Source organism: Mucilaginibacter defluvii (assembly GCF_039543225.1).
Classification (GTDB): domain Bacteria; phylum Bacteroidota; class Bacteroidia; order Sphingobacteriales; family Sphingobacteriaceae; genus Mucilaginibacter; species Mucilaginibacter defluvii.
On the sequence record NZ_BAABJI010000002.1, the window covers coordinates 1,862,927 to 1,885,663 of the forward strand.

25 protein-coding genes are annotated in these 22,737 nt (G+C 44.6%); 11 read left to right on the forward strand and 14 right to left on the reverse strand.

Annotated elements, in window-relative coordinates; genetic code table 11:
• Positions 1-38 precede the first annotated feature (38 nt).
• The 6 genes from ABD960_RS14465 to ABD960_RS14490 form a co-directional block, all read right to left on the reverse strand.
• On the reverse strand, positions 39-443 hold the full coding sequence (locus ABD960_RS14465; RefSeq protein WP_345331861.1) for a hypothetical protein: 405 nt from the start codon (positions 441-443) through the stop codon (positions 39-41).
• Positions 444-519: 76 nt separating this feature from the next.
• Positions 520-1,815, reverse strand: a complete 1,296-nt coding sequence (gene eno / locus ABD960_RS14470) for a phosphopyruvate hydratase (RefSeq protein WP_345331862.1) — start codon at positions 1,813-1,815, stop codon at positions 520-522.
• 95 nt (positions 1,816-1,910) lie between these two features.
• A complete protein-coding gene (locus ABD960_RS14475) occupies positions 1,911-2,651 on the reverse strand; it encodes a DUF2490 domain-containing protein (RefSeq protein ID WP_345331863.1) in 741 nt (246 codons plus the stop codon).
• Positions 2,652-2,740: 89 nt separating this feature from the next.
• Positions 2,741-3,922 carry an ABC transporter permease gene (locus ABD960_RS14480; protein WP_345331864.1) on the reverse strand — a complete coding sequence of 394 codons (1,182 nt, stop codon included), beginning with the start codon at positions 3,920-3,922 and terminating at the stop codon, positions 2,741-2,743.
• 97 nt (positions 3,923-4,019) lie between these two features.
• Entirely contained in the window at positions 4,020-4,781 is a 762-nt protein-coding gene (locus ABD960_RS14485; protein WP_345331865.1) for an ABC transporter ATP-binding protein, read from the reverse strand.
• 175 nt (positions 4,782-4,956) lie between these two features.
• Positions 4,957-6,279, reverse strand: coding sequence for a DEAD/DEAH box helicase (locus tag ABD960_RS14490; RefSeq protein WP_345331866.1), 1,323 nt, complete (start codon positions 6,277-6,279; stop codon positions 4,957-4,959).
• A gap of 266 nt (positions 6,280-6,545) precedes the next feature.
• Between ABD960_RS14490 and ABD960_RS14495 the strand changes: the two genes are divergently transcribed.
• The 5 genes from ABD960_RS14495 to ABD960_RS14515 all read left to right on the forward strand — a co-directional run bounded on the left by ABD960_RS14495 (position 6,546) and on the right by ABD960_RS14515 (position 10,547).
• A complete protein-coding gene (locus ABD960_RS14495) occupies positions 6,546-7,928 on the forward strand; it encodes a M16 family metallopeptidase (protein ID WP_345331867.1) in 1,383 nt (460 codons plus the stop codon).
• Between the two features lie 18 nt (positions 7,929-7,946).
• Positions 7,947-9,281, forward strand: a complete 1,335-nt coding sequence (locus ABD960_RS14500) for a M16 family metallopeptidase (protein WP_345331868.1) — start codon at positions 7,947-7,949, stop codon at positions 9,279-9,281.
• A gap of 106 nt (positions 9,282-9,387) precedes the next feature.
• Positions 9,388-9,600: a hypervirulence associated TUDOR domain-containing protein gene (locus tag ABD960_RS14505; RefSeq protein WP_345331869.1), complete on the forward strand. Its 213-nt coding sequence runs from the start codon at positions 9,388-9,390 to the stop codon at positions 9,598-9,600.
• A gap of 115 nt (positions 9,601-9,715) precedes the next feature.
• Positions 9,716-10,015 (forward strand): FtsB family cell division protein, encoded by a 300-nt coding sequence (locus tag ABD960_RS14510; protein WP_345331870.1) that lies wholly within the window; start codon positions 9,716-9,718, stop codon positions 10,013-10,015.
• Between the two features lie 355 nt (positions 10,016-10,370).
• Positions 10,371-10,547, forward strand: coding sequence for a hypothetical protein (locus ABD960_RS14515; protein WP_345331871.1), 177 nt, complete (start codon positions 10,371-10,373; stop codon positions 10,545-10,547).
• Between the two features lie 115 nt (positions 10,548-10,662).
• Here the strand turns inward: ABD960_RS14515 and ABD960_RS14520 are convergent, their stop codons facing one another.
• The 5 genes from ABD960_RS14520 to carA form a co-directional block, all read right to left on the reverse strand.
• Positions 10,663-11,412 (reverse strand): LytR/AlgR family response regulator transcription factor, encoded by a 750-nt coding sequence (locus tag ABD960_RS14520; RefSeq protein ID WP_345331872.1) that lies wholly within the window; start codon positions 11,410-11,412, stop codon positions 10,663-10,665.
• Positions 11,409-12,443, reverse strand: coding sequence for a sensor histidine kinase (locus tag ABD960_RS14525; protein ID WP_345331873.1), 1,035 nt, complete (start codon positions 12,441-12,443; stop codon positions 11,409-11,411). The genes ABD960_RS14520 and ABD960_RS14525 overlap by 4 nt, the downstream gene beginning before the upstream one ends.
• A 17-nt stretch (positions 12,444-12,460) precedes the next feature.
• The gene (locus tag ABD960_RS14530; protein WP_345331874.1) at positions 12,461-12,796 is read right to left on the reverse strand and encodes a DUF4288 domain-containing protein; all 336 of its coding nucleotides are present in this window, start codon (positions 12,794-12,796) and stop codon (positions 12,461-12,463) included.
• Positions 12,797-12,849: 53 nt separating this feature from the next.
• Entirely contained in the window at positions 12,850-13,746 is an 897-nt protein-coding gene (locus tag ABD960_RS14535) for a LiaF transmembrane domain-containing protein (RefSeq protein WP_345331875.1), read from the reverse strand.
• 196 nt (positions 13,747-13,942) lie between these two features.
• A complete protein-coding gene (gene carA / locus ABD960_RS14540) occupies positions 13,943-15,043 on the reverse strand; it encodes a glutamine-hydrolyzing carbamoyl-phosphate synthase small subunit (RefSeq protein ID WP_345331876.1) in 1,101 nt (366 codons plus the stop codon).
• Positions 15,044-15,332: 289 nt separating this feature from the next.
• Here carA and panB point away from each other — a divergent pair, with 289 nt between their 5' ends.
• The gene (panB, locus tag ABD960_RS14545; RefSeq protein ID WP_345331877.1) at positions 15,333-16,148 is read left to right on the forward strand and encodes a 3-methyl-2-oxobutanoate hydroxymethyltransferase; all 816 of its coding nucleotides are present in this window, start codon (positions 15,333-15,335) and stop codon (positions 16,146-16,148) included.
• 103 nt (positions 16,149-16,251) lie between these two features.
• Positions 16,252-16,950, forward strand: coding sequence for an RluA family pseudouridine synthase (locus ABD960_RS14550; RefSeq protein ID WP_345331878.1), 699 nt, complete (start codon positions 16,252-16,254; stop codon positions 16,948-16,950).
• Between the two features lie 92 nt (positions 16,951-17,042).
• On the opposite strand, the gene ABD960_RS14555 is transcribed toward ABD960_RS14550, so the two are convergent.
• Positions 17,043-18,086 carry an NAD(P)-dependent alcohol dehydrogenase gene (locus tag ABD960_RS14555; protein ID WP_345331879.1) on the reverse strand — a complete coding sequence of 348 codons (1,044 nt, stop codon included), beginning with the start codon at positions 18,084-18,086 and terminating at the stop codon, positions 17,043-17,045.
• A 151-nt stretch (positions 18,087-18,237) separates the two neighbouring features.
• Here ABD960_RS14555 and ABD960_RS14560 point away from each other — a divergent pair, with 151 nt between their 5' ends.
• On the forward strand, positions 18,238-18,747 hold the full coding sequence (locus ABD960_RS14560) for a hypothetical protein (RefSeq protein WP_345331880.1): 510 nt from the start codon (positions 18,238-18,240) through the stop codon (positions 18,745-18,747).
• A gap of 64 nt (positions 18,748-18,811) precedes the next feature.
• On the forward strand, positions 18,812-19,390 hold the full coding sequence (gene purN / locus ABD960_RS14565; protein ID WP_345331881.1) for a phosphoribosylglycinamide formyltransferase: 579 nt from the start codon (positions 18,812-18,814) through the stop codon (positions 19,388-19,390).
• Positions 19,391-19,423: 33 nt separating this feature from the next.
• On the opposite strand, the gene ABD960_RS14570 is transcribed toward purN, so the two are convergent.
• Both ABD960_RS14570 and ABD960_RS14575 read right to left on the reverse strand, forming a co-directional pair.
• Entirely contained in the window at positions 19,424-19,708 is a 285-nt protein-coding gene (locus ABD960_RS14570; protein ID WP_345331882.1) for a type II toxin-antitoxin system RelE/ParE family toxin, read from the reverse strand.
• 11 nt (positions 19,709-19,719) lie between these two features.
• Positions 19,720-19,968, reverse strand: a complete 249-nt coding sequence (locus tag ABD960_RS14575) for a hypothetical protein (protein WP_345331883.1) — start codon at positions 19,966-19,968, stop codon at positions 19,720-19,722.
• 109 nt (positions 19,969-20,077) lie between these two features.
• On the opposite strand from ABD960_RS14575, the gene purH reads away from it, so the two are divergent.
• Together purH and ABD960_RS14585 are read left to right on the forward strand one after the other, a co-directional pair.
• Positions 20,078-21,604 carry a bifunctional phosphoribosylaminoimidazolecarboxamide formyltransferase/IMP cyclohydrolase gene (gene purH / locus ABD960_RS14580; RefSeq protein ID WP_345331884.1) on the forward strand — a complete coding sequence of 509 codons (1,527 nt, stop codon included), beginning with the start codon at positions 20,078-20,080 and terminating at the stop codon, positions 21,602-21,604.
• A 96-nt stretch (positions 21,605-21,700) separates the two neighbouring features.
• On the forward strand, positions 21,701-22,723 hold the full coding sequence (locus ABD960_RS14585) for a rod shape-determining protein (RefSeq protein ID WP_194100907.1): 1,023 nt from the start codon (positions 21,701-21,703) through the stop codon (positions 22,721-22,723).
• The last annotated feature ends 14 nt before the right edge of the window (positions 22,724-22,737 follow it).

A 22,737-nucleotide genomic window follows, 5' to 3' on the forward strand; every position in this document is an offset into this window, starting at 1 on the left:
GATGCGATATGTAATAAATGAGATTGAAGATAGTTTGTCTAATTATCATCATACTTAGTTTTAAAAGCGCTGTCGGCTACCACCTTTAATTCATCTGTCCATGTAACAGGGCTAATATTTTTTCCCGCTGTTATTTGATATGCTGCATTACCAATATCCTTACTATCTACAATAATGGTATCGTTAGTTGGATGCCACAAAACCTGCCATTTATTGTTATCCGATACTCCGGTTTGCATGAAATACACTAATTCGTGGCTTTGATTATATAGTTTTAATCTTAAGCAACCTTTATTCGCTTTATTCTCTGTTTCATTATTAACATCAACAACCAAATTGTATTTTTTTGAGGGCGAGGTAAGACGTAACTTTTCGTCGGAAGTATTACATCCAAGGAAAAAAGAAAGAAACATTGAAAGACAAATAATTGAGATACGGTTCATATTAAAACAAAAAAGGCCGGAATTAACCGGCCTTAATATAATTAGAATTTGCAATTAGCTTTTGGCTATCAACAAATTACTTTTTCAAAAACTTGAAGTTTTTACCGATGAAGCGGGCATTCTCGCCTAATTCTTCTTCGATACGCAGTAACTGGTTGTATTTCGCGATCCTGTCTGAACGTGAAGCCGAACCGGTTTTGATCTGGCCACAGTTAAGGGCAACAGCCAAATCAGCAATAGTAGCATCCTCAGTTTCGCCCGAGCGGTGGCTCATTACTGACGTATAACCATTAGTTTGCGCTAAGGTTACCGCATTGATGGTTTCAGTTAACGAACCTATTTGGTTTACTTTTACCAGGATAGAGTTAGCAGTATCGGTATCAATACCATCCTGCAAACGCTTAACGTTGGTTACAAATAAATCATCACCAACTAACTGAACTTTTTTGCCAATACGGTCGGTTAATAATTTCCAGCCATCCCAATCATCCTCAGCCATACCATCTTCGATTGATACGATAGGGTATTTTTCAGTTAATGATGCCAGGTATTCAGCTTGCTCAGCGCTGGTGCGGATAGCACCTTTTTCGCCTTCAAATTTAGTGTAGTCGTATTTACCGTTTACGTAGAACTCAGAAGCAGCACAATCAAACGCCAGGTAAATTTGCTCACCTGCTTTGTAGCCTGCTTTTTCAATAGCCTGAATGATGGTTTCAACAGCATCTTCAGTTCCACCAAAGGTTGGCGCGAAACCACCCTCGTCACCTACCGCAGTTGACAGGCCACGGTCATGTAATATCTTTTTAAGTGTGTGGAACACCTCAGCACCCCAACGCAAAGCCTCAGAGAATGAAGTAGCGCCGATAGGCATGATCATGAACTCCTGGAAAGCGATAGGCGCATCAGAGTGCGAACCACCGTTAACAATGTTCATCATCGGGATAGGTAAAGTGTTAGCGTTAACACCGCCTACGTAACGGTATAACGGCTGGCGGCTCTCCTGAGCTGCAGCTTTAGCAACCGCTAATGATACACCTAATATAGCGTTGGCACCAAAGTTACCTTTGTTTTCGGTACCATCTAATTTGATCATGATGTCATCGATCGTATTTTGTTCAAATACATCTACGCCTTTTAAAGCAGGGGCGATTTTTTCGTTTACGTTGGCAACTGCTTTTAAAACACCTTTACCCAGGTAAACAGCTTTATCGCCGTCCCTTAATTCAACAGCTTCGTGGGCACCGGTTGATGCGCCTGAAGGTACTGCGGCGCGGCCAAGTGCACCATTTTCGGTTAATACATCTACTTCAACTGTAGGGTTACCACGCGAATCAAGTATCTGGCGTGCATGAACATCAATTATTATACTCATAGTTATTTATCAGCGTTTTTTATTAAAACTTTAAACTGCGCTAAGTTAAAGCTAATTAGCTAAAACGCAATTACAATTTAGTATTTAATGATTATTTAATCGTGGATTGACGGTATATGCTCCCTTGGTTTGACCTTTTTACTGTTAATGCGGTATTGCAGCAAAATGGCCAGGTTATTTTTTGCCCCTGCCGATGTAAGCGTATAATTATACTGGTTGATCCAGCCGGCTTGTACGCTTAATGATTTATCAAACTGATAACCCAAAGCTGCCGAAAAACGGTTACGCTCAAAATGCGGTGCCTTATTATTTAAAAACACCTCATTAAACAGGGCAATGTACCAGGTTTTAGGATCTACCTTACGGTGATTTAAGGGTATGGCCAGGTTTAACCTGTAACGGAAACGGTTGCGGTAGCCGGTATTTTCAAAAAAGCGCTGTTCAATACGGTAACGGTGCTCTATCTTGATGCGATCCAGAAACTGGTTAACTACCAACTGCTCCCACAAACGGGTTTCAAGTGCGGTTGGCGGCTCATCCAGGTTGTCATAATCATAAGTGATGTAACGGCCTGTACCAATAAGGGCAGTGTAGTTTTTAGCAATATCGTAACTTATGCCGCCTTTTACTTCGTAATAAAAAGGCTGGTTATATAACAAAGTGTTTGTACGGGTTTGCAACTCAATATAGCCACCCCATTTGTGCGCGCTATCGCCGGGTAAAACAACGGTTACTATACCCCAGGTACCCGTTTTGCTGTTTTGCGCCTTAACATTTACCGAACAAGAAATTAATATCAGAATTAACAGTAAGCCCGAAAAGATATTTTTTAACATCAGATTAACATTATGATGCAAATGTATTTCGGTAATGTTATTTTAATGTTAAGCAGAAAGTCCCTAATATTATTTTAATGTTAATTAAACTATTCCCACTTAAAGGTTTTTACCGCGATGGTATAAATCACAATTCCCCAAATCAGCAATATTAAAAGCTGATGCGTTACGTCGCCAAGCCCTGCACCTTCAAAAGCCACCTTGCGCATGGCATCGTTTAAATAAGTTAAGGGCAAAATGCGGCTTACGGGCTGTAACCAGGCCGGAAAGTTATCAATAGAGAAAAAAGTGCCGGACAGTAGGAACTGCGGCAGGGTGATAATATTGGCTATCGGCGGCACAGAGCTTTCATTTTTGGCGATGCCCGATACGGTGAAACCAAAACCCATAAAAACGATCAACCCGATGACTGACAGTATGAGCATGTTAATTACCGTTACCGCCCCATGCACCAGCGTGAAGCCAAAAGCGAAATGGCCGATAAGAATTATAAACAGGGCCCCAATCAGCGAGAAACAGATACGTGCCAGCGCCTCGCCCAATACAATACTTGCCCGCTTAACCGGCGTAGCAAAAAAGCGCTTAATAACTAAGGTGATACGCAGGCTCAGAAACACGAACGCCGTACCAAATACGCCTGTACTCAGTAACGAGAAACCTAACTGACCGGGTAAGATAAAATCAATGGTTTTGTAAGCGCGGCCTGTGATGGTGCTTTCACGCACTTCGGCCATTTGAAAACCAGCGGCGGCACGCGCAGCGGCATCTGCATCGCCGCCAGAACGACTTGCCAGCACTTGCTGCATAAATTTGATATTCACCTCATTTTTTATATTGGTGATTATCGATTTAAATATATCGCCTTTGGCTGATGATGTGGTATAGTTTACATTAACTGTGTAAGGAGCATTGCCGGATGTGAGACGCATTTTGCCATCGCCGGTTTTAACGTAGTTGTTCGATTTAATTTGCAATACCGCATCCAAACTACCTTTTGATAGATTTTGGTTAAGCGATTGGGTGTCCAACCCTTTGTGGAGTTTGATGATGGATGTTTGTTCAAGCGCTTTATAGATGGGGTTTGCGGTATCTGTACCCGGTGCTACGCCTACATCAACCTTTACGCCGCCGCCGCCAATAAAGCCGAACACCAAAATAAATATCAGCGGGAACGCCAATGTAAAAACCACCGACGACGGACTGCGCAGGATTGACCGTAAACTCGCCTTCGCAATGGCCAGCGTGGCCCCAACATGATTGTATTTACTCATAAATCTCACCCCAACCTCTCTCCAAAAAAGATGGGCATTATATTTTTATTTACTAATTATATATCCTAACTGCAAACTGCAACTGCTACCTTCTGAACTATCCTCTCCACTCTTTACCTGTCAGATCAATGAATACATCTTCCAGGGTGGCGGCTTTTACTTCTTTTTTGCGTTCAAAACCTGATGCTACCAGTTTGTCAACAAAATTATCCGGGGTATCAATACCTACAATTTTGCCGCCGTCAACAAAGGCTACACGGTCGCACAGCACTTCGGCCTCATCCATATAGTGGGTGGTGATCACCACGGTGGTACCGCTGTCGCGAATCTTGATGATCAGGTCCCACAAATTACGGCGTGCCTGCGGGTCGAGCCCGGTTGTGGGTTCGTCCAAAAATATAATGCGTGGATTGTTAATCAGCGTTGTAGCGATGGAGAACCGCTGCTTTTGCCCGCCCGAAAGTTGTTTGTATTTGGCCTTGGCCTTATCAGTGAGGGCTACCATCTCCAGCATCTCCAAAGGTTTTTTATTGATGCCGTATAATCCGGAGAAAAGCTCGATCAGTTCAGAAAGGTTAAGGTTGGGATAATAACCCGCTGCCTGTAGTTGTACGCCTATGCGCTGTTTTATACTCTCGGCATTGGTATCAACCGAAAAGCCGTCAACAATAATTTCACCCGAGGTTTTATCGCGCAGGGTTTCAATAATTTCGAGCGTGGTGGTTTTGCCCGCGCCATTTGGCCCAAGCAAGCCAAATATCTCCCCCTCGTAAACCTCAAAACTTATATCCCTTACAGCTTCAAAATCACCATAGTTTTTAACCAGGTTTTTTACGCTGATAATAGGCTGTTTTTCCATGCTGTAAAAATGGCACAGATTATTGATATTCTTACAATTTTTTAATTCGATTGACGGAATTTTTACAGCGGGGAACATATAATGTTGTCATTTCGACGAGGTGCACCCACCCAACCCTCCCAAAGGGAGGGCTTAATAAAAAAGTCCTCCCCATGAGGAGGATTTAGGAGGGGTATTATGCTCTTTTACCGCTTGGCCTTGCACCGCTCATGCCACTGCTGCCGCCTTTGGCTTTGTTGTTGCCTCCGCGAGTGTTGTTGTTACGGCGCCGGTTGTTACGCTGCTTTTCGGCCGATGATGCCTTGTTGTGGTGCGGCTGCTTTTTCAGGTCCTGCAAAATACGTTGCTCGCGGGTAAGCTGCGCTAACGGGTATGGGTGCGAGTCATTAACCGGAACTTTTACACCTATCAACTTTTCAATATCTTTCAGGTACTCCTTTTCTTCCTCATCACAAAACGAAATAGCTTTGCCGCTTGCACCTGCACGCCCGGTACGGCCAATACGGTGTACGTAAGTTTCAGGTATATTAGGCAGTTCGTAGTTGATCACAAAGGCCAGCTCGTCAATATCAATACCACGGGCGGCAATATCAGTTGCCACCAGTACACGGGTAGTATGTGCCTTAAAGTTGTTAAGTGCACGCTGCCTTGCGTTTTGTGATTTATTGCCGTGGATAGCCTCGGCAGTTATATTGGCTTTATTCAGGTCTTTCACTACCTTATCGGCACCGTGCTTGGTACGGGTAAATACCAGTGCAGTTACAATAGATTTATCCTGCAGTACAAAGTTGAGCAGGCTTTTTTTATCTCCTTTGGCAACAAAGTACATTTCCTGCTGTATTGTTTCGGCGGTTGACGATACCGGGGTAACCTCAACGCGCTCAGGCTTGTTCAAAATGCTGTCGGCCAGCTGCTGTATCTCCTTGGGCATAGTAGCCGAAAAAAACAGCGTTTGCCTTTTGGCAGGTACTTTAGCTATTATCTTCTTAACATCATGCACAAAGCCCATGTCCAGCATACGGTCGGCCTCATCAAGTATAAGCATTTGGATATGGTCAAGGTGAACAAAACGCTGGTTCATCAGGTCTAATAACCTGCCGGGAGTAGCTACCAAAATATCCACGCCTTTTTTTAGCGAATCAGTTTGTGGGTTTTGCGATACACCACCGAAGATCACCAGGTGCTTTAGGCCTGTATGCTTGCCGTAAGCGGCAAGGCTGTCGCCAATTTGTATGGCCAGTTCGCGGGTTGGTGTTAATATTAGTGCCTTTATGGTTTTTTGTTCGCGGTGCTGCTGGCGTTGCTGGTAAAGCAGTTGCAGTGTAGGTATTGAGAAGGCGGCCGTTTTACCTGTACCGGTTTGCGCACAACCCAGCAAATCCTTTTTTTGCAGGATGATGGGTATAGATTGTGCCTGTATAGGAGTAGGTGTAGTGTAACCTTCGGTTTGTAATGCCTTTAATATAGGATCAATTAAATTAAGTTGCTGAAATGACATGTATTGTAAATTATTTGCTGGCTATGTTCTATTTTAAGCCATGATGCAGGCGATATGCCTTGTAAACGAGCGGGTATTCAATTTCAGCAAAGATACAATTAATTATTCAACATAAATTTTTATTGTCGGGCGGCTATTTTTATAAGTAATTGTGTAACGTATTTTACAAATCAGCGTCTATTATGCAAACGCGCAAGCTTTTGTGCCGGTTGCTCCTGCTTTCTTAATTATATCGATATATTTATATTCTAATTAATTAACTGTTTATGACCTTGAAATTTATCAAACATTTATCGTTAAGTGTTACAGGGCTGCTTTGTGCCTTGTGCGCTGTGGCGCAGCCTAAGCTGCCCGAAGGCTATTTCTGGAAAAAACTCCCTAATGGCCTCGAAATAGTGGTTATTGAGAACAGCAAAGTTCCGCTGGCCACTATCGAAATTGCTGTAAAAAATGGCGCCTATACCGAAGGCCCGGAGTACAGCGGACTATCGCACCTGTTTGAACACATGTTTTTTAAAGCCAATAAGGATTATCCTGACCAGGAAAAATTCCTGAAACGTACCCAGGAGCTTGGCGCAATATGGAACGGTACTACCGACGTGGAGCGTGTGAACTATTTTTTCACTTTTGACCGCGATAGTTTAAAAGCCGGTTTAAAGTTTATGAACGCGGCAATCCGTTTCCCTATCTATCGCGAAGAAGATATGACCAAGGAGCGCCCCGTGGTTGACGGCGAATTTCAGCGTGCCGAAAGCAGCCCATATTTTCAGCTTTGGTACGAGGAGCAAAAAAAGCTTTGGGGCGACCTGGTAACCCGCAAAAATCCGATAGGCGACCACGAAGTGATCAATACTGCAACCCCTGCGAAAATGATGATTATCAAAGATAAATACTACCACCCTAACAACAGTCTGCTGGTAATTTGCGGTGATGTTAAGCACGATGCCGCCTTCAGTTTGGCCGAAAGCATTTTTGGCGACTGGGCATCAAGTGGCTTTGATCCGCATGCAAAATACCCTATCCCGCCGTTTAAGCCGCTTACTAAGGATGAGTTTTTTGTAAAAGAATCAAGCATAGCTAAAACCCCGGCACTGATGTATTCATGGCATGGCCCGTCATACTTAACCGACTCTGCCGCCACCATTGCCGCCGATGTATTCTCGACTATAGTAGGTTTAAACTCATCAAAATTACAACAGGCTTTGGTTGATAAGGGTTTGGCGTCATCAGTTGATGTTAGCTACAGCACCTGCCGTTACGTAGGCCCCATCAGCGTAAGCGTTGAGCCTACCAGTCCCGAAAAAATTAAGGAGTGCCATGAGGTGCTGATGAAGCAGATTGCCATGTGGGACAAAGCCGACTATTTTACCGACGAGCAATTGAAGGATGCTAAGGCTATTATGCTGCGCAACAATCTTCGCCGTCAGGAAAAACCGTCGTCGCTGGCCAGCCAGCTAACCTACCAATGGTGCAGCACATCGCTGAATTATTTTACTGACCTGGATGCGAACTACCAGAAAGTAACACGCCAGGACATCAAAAATTATATTGATAAATACATCATCGGCAAGCCAAAGGTAGCAGGCGTTATACTGCAGCCAGAAGCAAGTAAACAATACAATGTAGCTTCGTTTTTTGTAGCTAAATAAACCTTAAATTTTATTACGATGAAGAAATACCTATTTGCAATACTGGTTGCTTCGGCAGCAATATATACGCAACCAGCATCAGCGCAGGATGATGCTTACGAGATGATGGTAAGCGGTGTAAAAGTGATAGTACAGCCTACTAAAAACGAAATAGTAGAGGTGCAAACCGTTATTAAAGGCGGTGTGCAAAACTACACGCCGCAACGAATCGGCATTGAAGCGCTGGCCATGACGGCGCTTACCGAGTGTGGTACCGACAAACGCGACAAAAACAATTTTAAAAACGAGCTGGATAAAGTTAGCGCTCAGGTGTATGGCTATGCCGCCAAAAACTACGCGGTTATCCGCATGAACTGTTTAAAAGGCGATTTTGATACCGTTTGGCCGCTTTACGTTGAGGCCATGACGGAGCCCAAATTTGATGCTACAGAGTTTGACCGTATTAAAAAAGTAACCATCACCAGGCTCAAATCAGAGCAATCGCAGCCTGATGTGGCTATTGATAAATTTGCCGATAGCATCGCTTTTAAAGGCCGTAACTATGCTAAAGATCCTTCGGGCAGTGTGGCCACGCTAAGCAAACTAGGCCCACAGGAAACAAAAGCTTACTATGAATCGGTTTTCACCAAATCGCACCTGCTGATTGTGGTTGTAGGCAACTTGGATCGTTCGGCTGTTGAAAGCAAGGTAAAAGCCATGCTGGGCGGTGTTAAGCAAGGCGCACCATATGCCTTTAAAAAGGAGTTCTTTCGCCCGTATAAAAACACTTTTAATGCTGAGGCGCGCGAACTGGCTACTAATTATGTTGAGGGCGTAACCAGCGGTCCGCTGCCGGGCGCGCCTGATTATGATGCGTTCAGCGTGGCCATGCGTATTTTCGCCAACCGCCACTTTCTGGATGTACGTACCAACAACGGCCTTTCATACGCGCCGCAATCGTGGTTTAGCGCTGGTGCAACGTCAGCGGCCAGGTTCTCAGTTTCAACCACTCAGCCTGATAAATATATAGCCGTGTTTGATAAACTGGTTGATAAGATCAAAACCGAAGGCTTTAAACCCGATGAAGTGGCTGATATGAAGGTTACTTACCTTACCGGCTTTTATTATAAAAATGAAACTAATAGCGCACAGGCTTCGTCTATCGTATCAAACGAAGTGCTGTTTAACAACTGGAAGCGGTCACTATCCATGATGGCTGACATTAAGAAACTTACGCTCACTGATGTAAATAACGCTTTTCGCAAATACATTGGTAACACCATCTGGGTTTACCAGGGCGACCCTAAAAAGGTTACACCTACTCTGTTCATTAACGGTTCGCTTAAAAAAGCGGATAACCCGGTAAGTCACTAACAAATCTCACTATCCGAAAAAAAATGCCTGCGAAAGCGGGCATTTTTTTATGGCCCCACAAACAAACTTAATATACCGTAAACCTGTTGCCTTGTAAAAAACTACAATGAAAAAAGGCGATACCGTACACTGGAACTGGGGCAGCAGCGAGGCTGAAGGAAAGATTGAAAAGAAACACACCGGTAAGGTGGAAAAGACCATTAAAGGCAGTAAAATAACGCGCAACGCCACCAAAGATAACCCCGCTTACGAGGTAAAACAGAAGGATGGCAGCAAGGCGCTAAAATCAGAAAGCGAGCTGAAGAAGGGCAGTAAGTAAGCTGACCATTCAAATAATAACTTAAAACACCATTGATGTTAATAAGTTAATAATGATATTTGCATCCCTCAAAAAATATAGATAGCTTTAGATGAATATTATAGCGCCTGAAAAAATGAAACGCCTTATTGCTTTGTTTAGCAACAAGTTCTTCCTGGTAACGGTTGCTTTTGTGGTGTGGATGACTTTTTTTGACACGAATGATGTGTTATCCCGCTACGAATATCATCAGCAATTAAATAAACTTGAGCAGGAGCGCGACTTCTACAAAACGGAAACTGACAAGGTTACCAAAGATCTTGACGAATTAAACTCCGATCCCCGCCACCTCGAGAAGTTCGCCCGCGAAAAATACCTCATGAAAAAAGAAAATGAGGATGTTTACATGGTGAGCAAGGAAGCAAAAGAGGAATAGTTTTACTCTTTATTATAATTTTTGTCATTTCGAATGAGGCACGAGTAGAAATCCCCGTGCTAATATGAACCCAAACAGATTTCTCGCTAACGCGTCAAAATGACAAGAAAATATTAAACAAACAAAAGCGCAAACCGCTAATAACCTCTATTACCGGCATCAGAAATGCCCGGAGTAGCACAAGCCCTGCCTAAGTAGAAACATTAACCGGGCAGGGCGTAGCCGGCGATTTTTGTTTCTTTTGATCGCTCAAAAGAAATTTATGATATGTAATGAAGATGCTTTGATTAAGTGGTTATACTCGAAAACATTGTCAGTCTGCTCTTGGCCGCAGAGGCCAGTTACTTTACCTTAGATGCAAAGTAACCAAACATCAAGCCGGAAAAAACCTTCAGCCACACAGGCCATACTCCCTGGCCCGGTTTTCCGGCAGGCCGACGCGCTTTTTTTTGAAGCAACGTGTTATCGTGGGGCACGAACCGTAAATGACTATATTCCCGGCATCAGAAATGCCGGAGTAGCACATGTATAGCCTAAGCACAACCTTTTCACCGGGCAGGACATAGCCGGCGATTTTTGTTTCTTTTGATCGCTCAAAAGAAATTTAAGACAGGTAGTAAATGTATGTAAAGTGTGAGGATATTATATCAAATGCCCAATACCTGCTTTAACTTAGCGTACCCTGTTTTACTTACCGGTATTTTAGCGCCTGATTTAAGTATGGCCAGGTGCGAATCCTTTTCATACGGATCGATTCGGGTTATCTCTGCAACGCTTAGTATGTAAGAGCGGTGTACACGCACAAACTGTGCACCATCCAGCGTTTGCTCAAAATAGCTCATGGTTTTGTTTTTGAGGTAAGCGCCCTCGGCGGTTATGATGCTCACGTAATCATCATCGGCCTGCAGATACAAAATATCGCGCACCGGAATAATCTTTACCTTGGTACCCGTTTTTACCACAATGCGCTCGTGCTGTGCTTGAGCCTGGGCAACATCTTCCAGCAGTTTCTCTGTTCTGGCGGCGGGCTTATCGTCAGCTGCGGAAAGGGCCAGGTATTTCTCTATGGCTTTATGAAAGCGTTCTTTGCTGAAGGGTTTTAACAGATAATCAATTGCGTGCGCCTCAAAGGCTTTTATCGCATATTCATCAAACGCAGTTGTAAATATTACTGATGGTGGCTGGTCAACCAGTTCGAGCATTTCAAAGCCGGTTATTTTGGGCATCTGCACATCCAGAAATATAAGGTCGGGCTTATGCTGTTGTATAGCCTTTAAACCTTCAAAACCATCGCCGCACTCCTGTATCAGTTCTATCCTGTCCTTAAAATCAAGCAAATACTCCATTACAACCATCCGTGCCAATGGTTCATCATCAATAATTAATGCGCGTTTCATCCCTGTGGTACCTTAATAATGGTTGTAAATATATTATCATTTGCATGAGTTTCCATCAAATCGTTACGTGCAAATAATAAATATAAGCGGCGCTGCACCCCGCGCAACCCGAAACCTGTGCCCTGCTTAGGGCGCGACGTTTGCGGGTCGTAAGGGTTTTGCACCATCAGTACCAGGTAATTATTATCCATTTCGCCGCGTATGCTGATGGTTACTTCGCCGGTGGTATCATACAAACCAAACTTAATGGCGTTCTCCACAATAGGCTGCAGCAGCATAGCCGGCATAATGGCTTCGCCGCAATTGCGGTCACAGCTTATTTCGGTTTGCAGGCGGTGTCCAAAGCGCACTTTCTCTATTTCGAGGTACAAGCTCAGGTGCCCCAGTTCTTCATTCAGGGTTATGCGTTGCTGATCGTCCTTACGCAAAGTACCCCGCAAAAAATCGCTCAGCTGGTGAATCATCTTCCTCGCCTGGTCGGGCTTAAAGCCTATCAGCGCGTTGATAGAGTTAAGGCTGTTAAATAAAAAGTGAGGCTGTAATTGCTGGCGCAGGTTATACAACTCCGCATCGCGGGCGAGGCTTTCGGCTTCGTTACGGCGTTTCTCTGTTTCCTTTTGATCGAGCTGAGAGAACCATATAGCGCTTAGCATGGCCATCCAGCCGATAGCCAAAAAGTTAGTGAACAGGCGAATGATGAGCGATTGCTGTAAAAAGTTGACATAAACCTCGCCGGGTTTTAACAGCGGCAGCAGGTAGCGCGCGCCGGCGGCGCATATACCGGCCAGCGCCACACACCAAATAAACAGGTTAATGTAGCTGCCTCTGCCCGGCTGATAGTAACGCAGGTTATTATTAATTAACCAGCAGGCGCCGCAAAGCAGTAATGAACTGCCCACACCATCAACTATGGCCATATACCAATCAAACCCGAAGCTATGTATAACATAGGTTTGCAATGCCGCCCAGGCAACGCCACCTATGGCAATAGCCAGGTAAGCCCGTGATAATTCTGATTTAGAGATAGCCAAAACGGAGCGACTTTTAATTAATTATTAATAGCCAGTAAAGCCGATTTGTGGTGTGCCCATGCTATATATAGGTCAGCATCGGGCGCTTCGTGTATGTGGTAGTGCAACTCAGCACCATCGGTAAGGCTGTTTATAGGGTTTACCTCGGTAACATCAACAAACTGCCAGCGCACCATTTGCTTTTGCGCATTGGTAAAGCTGTCCTGAATATCGATACCTATGCTGCTGGCTTTTTTAAAAGCGGCCTGTTCGTTATCAGCGTTAATAAGGCGCAATTGCTCGTCAAACTGAGCGGGGTGGTTGCCGTCGCCGCTGATTATCCGGAAGATGAGTTTTGTTACGTACCAGTTCATGTCGGTTAATAGTTTTAAGTATATAACTGTGAGGTTTATCTTTTTAAGTGTCTTTAGTAGCTACGTATCTCGATGCCTGCAAAAATGCTCACGCCTTTAACTATCAACACTTTATCATTGGTTATGGTAGTGGTGTGGCGCATACGCTTATCATCAACGCCGGCAAATATGGCCGATACATCAGATATTACATGCCAGTGCGGCGGAACGATCAATTTAGTGCCCCCAAAAACCTGGGTTACCTCAATCATTACGTGGCCTTGAATGTCGGCCTTGGTAAGGTCTATCGCGCTGCCGCCAAAAATGTTCACGATCTCGCCACCTTTAAAATTTTTTGACAGGACGATCTTGTCTACTCCGCCAAAAACAGCTGTAGCATCCAGTATATCGTCGCTAAAAACACTGCCTTTTACGGTAAAGGGTTCATTAGGCGCTTCTGCTTTAGGCGGATCGGCGGTAATAGGCTGCTCAGGTTCAGGTGTTATACGATAATCAACCACCGGATCCGGCGTAAACGGCGGCGGCGTTGATGATGATGACGTTCCAAAATTTAATGGTTGCTTGTTGCTTCCGTTATTAAATTTGTCCCACTGGACGGCATCATGCTTGTTGTTGCGGCGCAGTATCATCCAAATACCAAATACAATAAATGCTACGGGCCATATAACGCCATCGCCATTAATGTTGTAACTATCCAACGCTTCATCGGCCATAAAGGCTAAACCCAGACCTACCAGTATAAACCAGCTCGCCTTTTGAAAATTACTGCGGGTACCAATGTAAAGGCCCGGTACTATTAAACACCACAGCGGCCAGCTAATTAGCCAACTTGGGAATAAAACTATATTTAGTTGTTGGATGAGCATCCCTACACCCAGCACCAGCAAGATCACGCCGGCGATGGCCTTGCCGTTACGTGGTCCTTTTTTGTATTCTATATTATTGCTCATGTTAGTTTTCTCTACAATTATTTGATGGTATAAAACTACTATAACATTTATAACAGGCAAACCCCAATTGGGTGGCGTAAGGTAACTACTCGGTAAACGCGGTAGTTTTGGCGGTGAAAATTCCGGAATGAAAAAATCAAGGCATAAAAAAAGCGGCCGGTAATTAACCGGCCGCTATATATTTTGCTTTAGATACTTATTTCATTAACTCGATAAAATCATCAAACAGGTAACGTGAATCGTGCGGACCAGGTGATGATTCCGGGTGATATTGCACCGAAAACGCCTTTTTATCTTTTACACGAATGCCTTCTATTGATTGATCGTTCAGGTTAACGTGGGTTATCTCCACTTTGTCTGACGAACGTACAGCTTCCTGCACCACGCCAAAGCCATGGTTTTGTGAGGTAACCTCGCAATGATCTTTAATAATGTTTTTCACCGGGTGGTTTAAGCCACGGTGACCATTGAACATTTTTTTGGTCGGGATATCATTTGCCAAAGCCAGTAACTGGTGGCCAAGGCAGATGCCGAACATAGGTTTATCAGCCGCTAATATTTCTTTAACAGTTTCAACCGCATAAGGCATCGCTGCCGGATCGCCGGGGCCGTTTGAGATGAAGTAACCGGTTGGCGCGAAGTCCTTTTCCATTTCTTCAAAAGATGTTTTGGCCGGGTAAACCTTGGCATACACATCACGGTCGGCAAAGTTGCGCAGGATATTCTTTTTAACACCCAGGTCAAGCACGGCAACGCGGTAAGGCGCATCTTCCTTACCAAAGGTATAAGTTTCGGTAGTTGATACCTGTGATGACAGCTCCAAGCCATCCATCGATGGTACCTGAGCTAATTTGGCTTTCAACTCCTCAACATCCAGTATCTCTGATGATATAATGGCGTTCATGGCGCCTTTATCACGGATGTGGCGCACCAATTGGCGGGTATCAATGTCAGATATGCCTACTATGTTCTGCTCCTGGAAATAATCCTGGATAGACTCGTCGGCCTGCTTGCGGCTGTAGGCAATGTTGTAATTTTTACAAACCAAACCAGCAATCTGTATTCTTTCTGATTCAACCTCCTCGCCGCTGATGCCATAGTTACCTATGTGGGCGTTGGTGGTTACCATAATTTGTCCGAAATAAGATGGATCGGTAAAAATTTCCTGGTAGCCGGTCATACCGGTGTTAAAACAGATCTCGCCGGTGGTGGTTCCGATCTTTCCGGCTGCTTTGCCACGAAAAACTGTACCGTCAGCCAGTAATAATACAGCCGGTAATTTGGTGTAGTTGGTCATTATAAAATAAATTAAATGATTTAAAAACCCGGTTTGCCTGGTGCGACGCGCCGATGAAACTTAAAGAAAGATTGAAGTAAGGCACTTCCATTTTCACGCCGCAAAGATAGGGCAAAGCAGTGTAATTTTAAAGTATGTTTTTGCATTTTTTAATAATTGAATAATGGCATGTTAACACCGTGTTAATCACGGCCAACTGCCATGCAATTAGCTATTTGCCTTAACATTGCATTCCGTGTACAAAAAGCGCTGTACATTTATATACCTTTGCCTCAAAATCAGCAAACTCATGTCTGTTAATAAAGAGATAAAACGCGTAACCACCCGCACCGTACAGGAGATGAAGATCAGGGGCGAAAAAGTGTCCATGCTTACCGCTTACGACTACTCATTGGCCACTATTGTTGATGATGCCGGGGTGGATATCATACTGGTAGGCGATTCGGCCTCCAACGTAATGGCGGGGCATGAAACCACTCTGCCTATTACGCTTGACCAGATGATCTATCATGCCGCATCGGTAGTACGCGCGGCAAAGCGTGCGCTTGTGGTGGTGGACCTGCCTTTTGGCTCCTACCAGGGCAACTCTAAAGAAGCGCTGAACTCCGCCATACGTATCATGAAGGAAGCAGGCGCTCATGCGGTAAAAATTGAAGGCGGCATTGAAATAGCCGAATCAGTTACCCGCATATTAGCCGCTGGCATACCTGTTATGGGGCATTTGGGCCTTACGCCGCAATCGATATACAAATTCGGCACCTATACTGTACGGGCGAAAGAAGAGGCCGAAGCGCAAAAACTGCGCGAGGATGCCGCCAAACTACAGGAACTTGGCTGTTTTGGGGTGGTGCTCGAAAAAATACCCGCATTGTTGGCCGAAGAAGTTACCGAAAGCCTGAGCATACCGACTATTGGCATTGGCGCAGGCCAGCATTGCGATGGCCAGGTGCTGGTGATACATGACATGCTGGGTATTAACAAAGGTTTTAAACCCCGCTTTTTACGTCAGTATGCCAGTTTGTACGATGTGATGAACGACGCCATTAAAAACTATGTGGCCGACGTAAAATCAGCAGATTTCCCGAATGAGAAGGAACAGTATTAGTGAGCGGTGAGCAGTGATTGGTGAATTGGTTTTAATTTATTTATTGTTTGAGACAACATGGCGACTATGCCAACATATTTAATTAATCGCTGTTTAAAGTGATATGAGCGAACCTATTACCGATAACGATATTTTATATGAGGATAATCACCTGATTGCCGTTAACAAACGCGCGGGTGACATTGTGCAGGTTGATGAAACCGGTGATGAGCCGCTGGATGAGAAGGTAAAAAAATACATCGCCCAAAAATATAACAAACTTAACGGCGCTTTTTTAGGCGTGGTACACAGGCTGGACAGGCCGGTGAGCGGCGTTATCCTGTTCGCCAAAACCAGCAAGGCTCTGGACAGAATGAACAACCTTTTTAAAACTCGCCAGATACGCAAAACCTATTATGCCGTGGTGCGTAACAAGCCGGAGCCCGAGTATGGCGACCTGGTACACTGGCTGGTAAAAAACCAACAAAAGAATGTTACCAAAGCCCACGGGCATGAGGTACCGGGCAGTATGCGTTCTGAACTGCATTACCGCCTGGCCGGCGAGGCCAACGGCTATTACCTGATCGAGGTAAACCCCATAACCGGCCGCCCGCACCAGATACGGGTACAGCTATCCACCCTGAATTGCCCGATTGTGGGCGACAATAAATACGGCTATCCGCGCGGCAGCCTGCGCAGAAGTATCAGCCTGCATGCCCGCAAACTGCAATTTATCCACCCCGTAAAAAATGAGCCCGTCGAAATAAAAGCCCCGCTACCAAAGGACGGCTTTTGGGATAAGTTTGCGCATTTGATGGAGTAATTGAGTTCATGGACCATTGACCATGGTCGCTACAAAACAAAAATGCCTCATGTAATCAATGAGGCATTTTTTGTTTTGTAGCAGTTTACCGCTTATTTCAGGCTTTCCATATCAATTACGAAACGGTAACGCACGTCGTTTTTAAGCATACGTTCATAAGCCTCGTTAATGTAATCAATGTTGATCACTTCCACGTCAGACACGATACCCTGCTCGGCGCAGTAGTCGAGCATTTCCTGTGTTTCTTTGATGCCGCCGATCATGCTGCCTGCTATGCGACGGCGCTTGCTGATGAGGTTGAAGGCTGATACCTGCGGTGCTTCCGGCGGAATGCCTACCAGCACCATAGTACCATCAAGCTTCAGCATCTGCAAATAAAAATCATACTCGTGCTGTGCCGAAATGGTGTTCAGAATAAAGTCGAACGTACCAGCAACGGCTTTAACCTGCTCCTCATCCTTGGTAACCACAAAGTGATGCGCACCCAGTTTCAACGCGTCATCCTTTTTTGAGGCGGACGTACTCAACACAGTAACCTCGGCACCTAATGATGCGGCGAACTTAACGCCCATGTGGCCCAGGCCGCCTAAACCAACAACGGCAACTTTATGGCCTTTGCCAATTTTCCAGGTCATCAACGGTGAGTAGGTGGTGATACCTGCGCAAAGTAATGGCGCAACACCTTCCAAAGGTAACTTGTCGGATATATGCAGGGCATAACTTTCATCAACCACAATCTGGTCCGAATAACCGCCGTATGTTGGGGCACCATCCTTGTAAGTACCATTATAGGTAAACGAAAGGTGATTATCGCAATACTGCTCCTCACCTGCCTCACAGCTTGGGCAATGGCGACACGAATCAACAAAGCAACCGATGCCAGCCGTTTCGCCTACCTTGAATTTGGTAACAGCATCGCCAACTTTAATCACTTTGCCCACTATTTCGTGGCCGGGTACCATCGGGAATATTGATCCGCCCCATTCGTCGCGCACCTGGTGAATATCGGAGTGACAAACACCGCAGTATTGTATCTCGATCTGGATATCGTTAGGCCCTACATCTTTCCGTTCTAACTGAAAGGGAGCCAGTGGTGCACTTGCTGCCTTTGCAGCGTAAGCTTTAGTTGCTATCATAATAGTGGTGGTATTTTATAAAACAAAACAAAAGTACAGGCTTATGTTTTGCCCATGATAATGGAAAAGTAATATTTACGTTGTTGCAGAGGTAGCAGCTACGATAACCGCTTACCACAATAATTTGTTACTTTTGAACGCATAATTACAAATGAAGCGACAATCCCTATTATTTATTGCAGCATTCATCACCATTTGCTTGTATAACTCGTGCAAAAAAGATGACCCGACCAATATACGCAACCTGTTTACCGCCGGGCCTTGGGAGCTTGCATCATTACAAGTGTTTAATTACGTAGGTACCACGCTTGACGAAACGGATACGCTTAATACCAATTGCGATAAAAAACAGATACTTAGGTTTAACGACGATAATACCTGTACGTACAGCAATTACGACTGCTTGGATCAGGCGCCCACGGGCAACTGGTCATTATCCCGCGACAGGCTGTACCTGCTGTCAGATATTTTGGTTGATACGGCGGCTAATGATACCGGTTCAACAGCTTCGGGCAGTTTACGCCCTTTTACCAACACCAAAATTGTAAACCTGGGGCAATACTCTATGGTACTGCAAACCGGCGATTTCCAGGAGACCAACCAGCCTAACCGGCCACGCCGGGTGGTACAATACAGCTTTATACGCCAAAGAAATAACTAATGATAGCAAACATATGTTCAAAATTTTATATTTGAACATATTGTAGCACTAAATAATCTGCACTTTGAAAAAACGTATAGCTATTTTCGCCTCCGGATCAGGTTCAAATGCTCAAAAAATAATGGAGCATTTTAAACGGCATAACGACGCCGAAGTGGCCATTATACTCACCAACAATCCACAGGCTTATGTGCTGCAACGTGCCGATAACTTCGAGGTACCCTCACATGTTTTTACCCGCCACGAGTTTTACGAAACCGACGATGTTATACGCCTGCTAAAAAACCTTAATATTGATATTATAGTGCTTGCCGGTTTTTTATGGCTGGTACCGCAATCGCTGTTAAAAGCATTCCCTAATAAAATCATCAACCTGCACCCTGCCCTGCTGCCCAAATATGGCGGTAAAGGTATGTATGGCGATAATGTTCATAAAGCCATCCTGGCCGCAGGCGAAGAAGAATCAGGCATTACTATCCACTTTGTGAACGAGCATTTTGACGAGGGTGAGGTAATTCATCAATCCCGTTTTAAAATTGAACCGGGCGATACCCTCGAGATCGTAAAATTTAAAGGCCAGCAACTGGAACATCACCATTTTCCGCGTGTGGTTGAGAATTTGCTGAGAAAGATGAAGAGCTGATTTCGGGAGTTAGGAGTGGTGAATATTGAGCTTTTATGTCAGTAATGAGCCATGCACTATTTCATGCACAACCAATCTGTCGTCATCTATTTTAAAAGCAATTACCCAATCATTAAAATGACTGCAGGAATAATCACTTTTCAGAAATACTTTGTGATTGCATAAAGTATAATTCACATTTGGTACAGCTAACTTTTTAATCGCTTCTTTAAACTTAAGGGCATAACGGGCACCACTTCCTTTTGTATTTTGAGATTCAACAAACTTTGCGATACTATCAATAGTACTTAAAGCCCTCTCAGAAATTATTGCCTTCAAAACACTAATACCTATTTATCGTCGTCTGAATATTTAGAAAAAGCCTCATCAATATCAATGAATTTTTCGTCTTTGTGCTTCTCAAAATAATGCTCCCACTCTGCATTGGTTGCACGGCGACCAATACCAAAGGCTAAAGCTTTTGCATCAAGTTCAACAAAATCGGGTTGCTCTTCAGCTTCCAAACCCAGTTCTTTAGCAAGTTTTATCAGCAGATCGGTTTTGGTTTCCGAATCAGATTTTATGATTACAGTGGTCATGACACTAAATTACTAAAACTTTTTAATACTGATTTAATTTTTGTTTAACCGGATAACCTAATTAAGGCTGCTAATCACTACCTTTGCGGCTTAAAATTCGCAGTAGTACATGAGCAATCCCGTTCAAATAAAAAACGCTTTAATTTCAGTTTATTACAAGGATAATCTTGAGCCTATAATTCACGAGTTGAACAGGCTTGGGGTAACCATTTATTCAACCGGCGGTACCGAAAGTTTTATCCGTAACCTTGGTGTTAACGTAGTAGCTGTTGAAGACCTTACCTCCTACCCATCCATCCTGGGTGGCCGGGTAAAAACCCTTCACCCGAAGGTATTTGGCGGCATTTTAGCCCGCCGCAGCTTTGAAAGCGATGAACAGCAGCTTGCCCAGTACGACATTCCGCAAATTGACCTGGTAATTGTTGACCTGTACCCGTTTGAAGAAACTGTACAATCAGGCGCCGGGCAAGAGGATGTGATCGAGAAGATAGATATCGGTGGTATATCATTGATACGCGCCGCGGCCAAAAACTTCAAGGATGTGGTTATCGTTGCGTCAAAAGATGACTACGGCACCTTAGAGAACATCCTGAAAACACAGGACGGACAAACCAATATTGATCAGCGCCGTGCTTTTGCCCGCAACGCGTTCAACATATCATCGCACTATGATACCGCTATCTTCAACTATTTTAATGAGGAAGATCCGCTGCCGGTATTCAAACAAAGCATACAAAGCAGCCAGGTGCTGCGTTATGGCGAAAACCCGCATCAGCAGGGCACCTTCTACGGTAATCTTGATGCCATGTTCACTAAACTGCACGGCAAAGAATTATCATACAACAACCTGGTTGATGTTGATGCCGCCGTTGCCCTGATAGATGAATTTACGGAGCCTACCATTGCCATATTAAAACATACCAATGCCTGTGGCGTAGCTACCCGCTCATTTATTAAAGAAGCGTGGATTGATGCCCTGGCCTGCGATCCGGTATCGGCCTTTGGTGGTGTCATTATTGCTAATGATGAAATTGACGCAGCCACTGCTGAGGAGATCAGCAAGATATTTTATGAAGTATTGATAGCGCCTGCTTATACTGATGAAGCTGTAAGCATACTGCAATCAAAAAAGAACCGCATTATACTGGTTCGCCAGCGTACCGAGCTGCCTGTTAAACAGTTTAAGACACTGCTTAACGGTGTGATTGAGCAGGATAAGGATGCCGTTATTGAAGGCCCTGAGCAAATGAACGCGGTTACTAACCGTAAGCCAACCGAGCAGGAACTGAAAGACCTGTACTTTGCAAATAAAATTGTAAAGCATACTAAATCAAACACCATTGTGTTTGCTAAAAACAACCAGTTGATGGCAAGCGGCGTGGGTCAAACCTCAAGGGTTGACTCGCTGAGGCAGGCGGTGCTTAAAGCCAACAGCTTTGGCTTTGATTTGAACGGTGCGGTAATGGCATCAGATGCTTTTTTCCCCTTCCCGGATTGTGTGGAGCTGGCTGCCGAAGCAGGCATTACAGCGGTGCTGCAACCCGGTGGTTCAATAAAAGATCAGGACTCAATAGACATGGCTAACCAGAAAAACATTTCAATGGTTACCACAGGTGTACGCCACTTTAAACATTAATTAACGTAACACAATAATCATTATAATTTGACGCTTTAAACTACAACTAAATTAGTGTAGTTTTATAATCAGCAAATTATTTGAAGAAAAGAGCAAATGGGCCTGTTTAACTTTTTTACCCAAGAGATAGCGATAGATTTAGGTACAGCGAATACGCTGATCATACATAATGATAAGGTTGTTGTTGATGAACCATCAATAGTAGCTTTTGACCGTAAAACCAACAAGGTTATAGCCATTGGGCGCCAGGCCATGCAAATGGAAGGCAAAACCCACGATAATATACGCACTATACGTCCGCTAAAGGATGGTGTAATTGCGGATTTTGATGCTGCAGAGTACATGATACGCGGTATGATCAAGATGATCAACTCAGGCAAAGGCTGGTTTTTCCCGTCGCTGCGTATGGTTATCTGTATACCATCGGGCATTACCGAGGTGGAGAAACGTGCCGTGCATCAATCAGCCGAGCGTGCCGGTGCCAAAGAGGTTTACCTGATACACGAGCCAATGGCAGCCGCCGTAGGTATCGGTATTGATGTGGAGGAGCCTATGGGTAACATGATCATCGATATAGGTGGTGGTACTACCGAGATCGCGGTTATCGCCCTTTCAGGTATAGTTTGCGATCAGTCTATCCGTGTGGCCGGTGATAATTTTGATGCTGATATTGTACAGTATATCCGCCGTCAGCACAATATCATGATTGGTGAGCGTACTGCCGAAAAGATCAAGATAGAGGTTGGCGCGGCATTGCCTGAACTGACCGACCCTCCGGGCGACTTCGCCGTACAAGGTCGTGACCTGATGACCGGTGTGCCTAAGCAGATCATGGTATCGTATACCGAGATAGCGCACTGTCTTGATAAGTCGATCTCTAAAATTGAAGAAGCTATTTTGAAAGCATTGGAAATCACCCCTCCTGAGCTTTCGGCCGATATTTATCAAACCGGAATTTACCTTACAGGTGGTGGCGCGTTACTGCGCGGTTTAGACAAACGTGTAGCTGCCAAAACCAAGCTGCCGGTTCACGTGGCCGAAGATCCGCTGCGTGCCGTAGTTCGCGGCACCGGTACCGCCCTTAAAAACATAGGCAACTTTAAGTTTTTAATGCAATAATTTAGTGAGCGGCG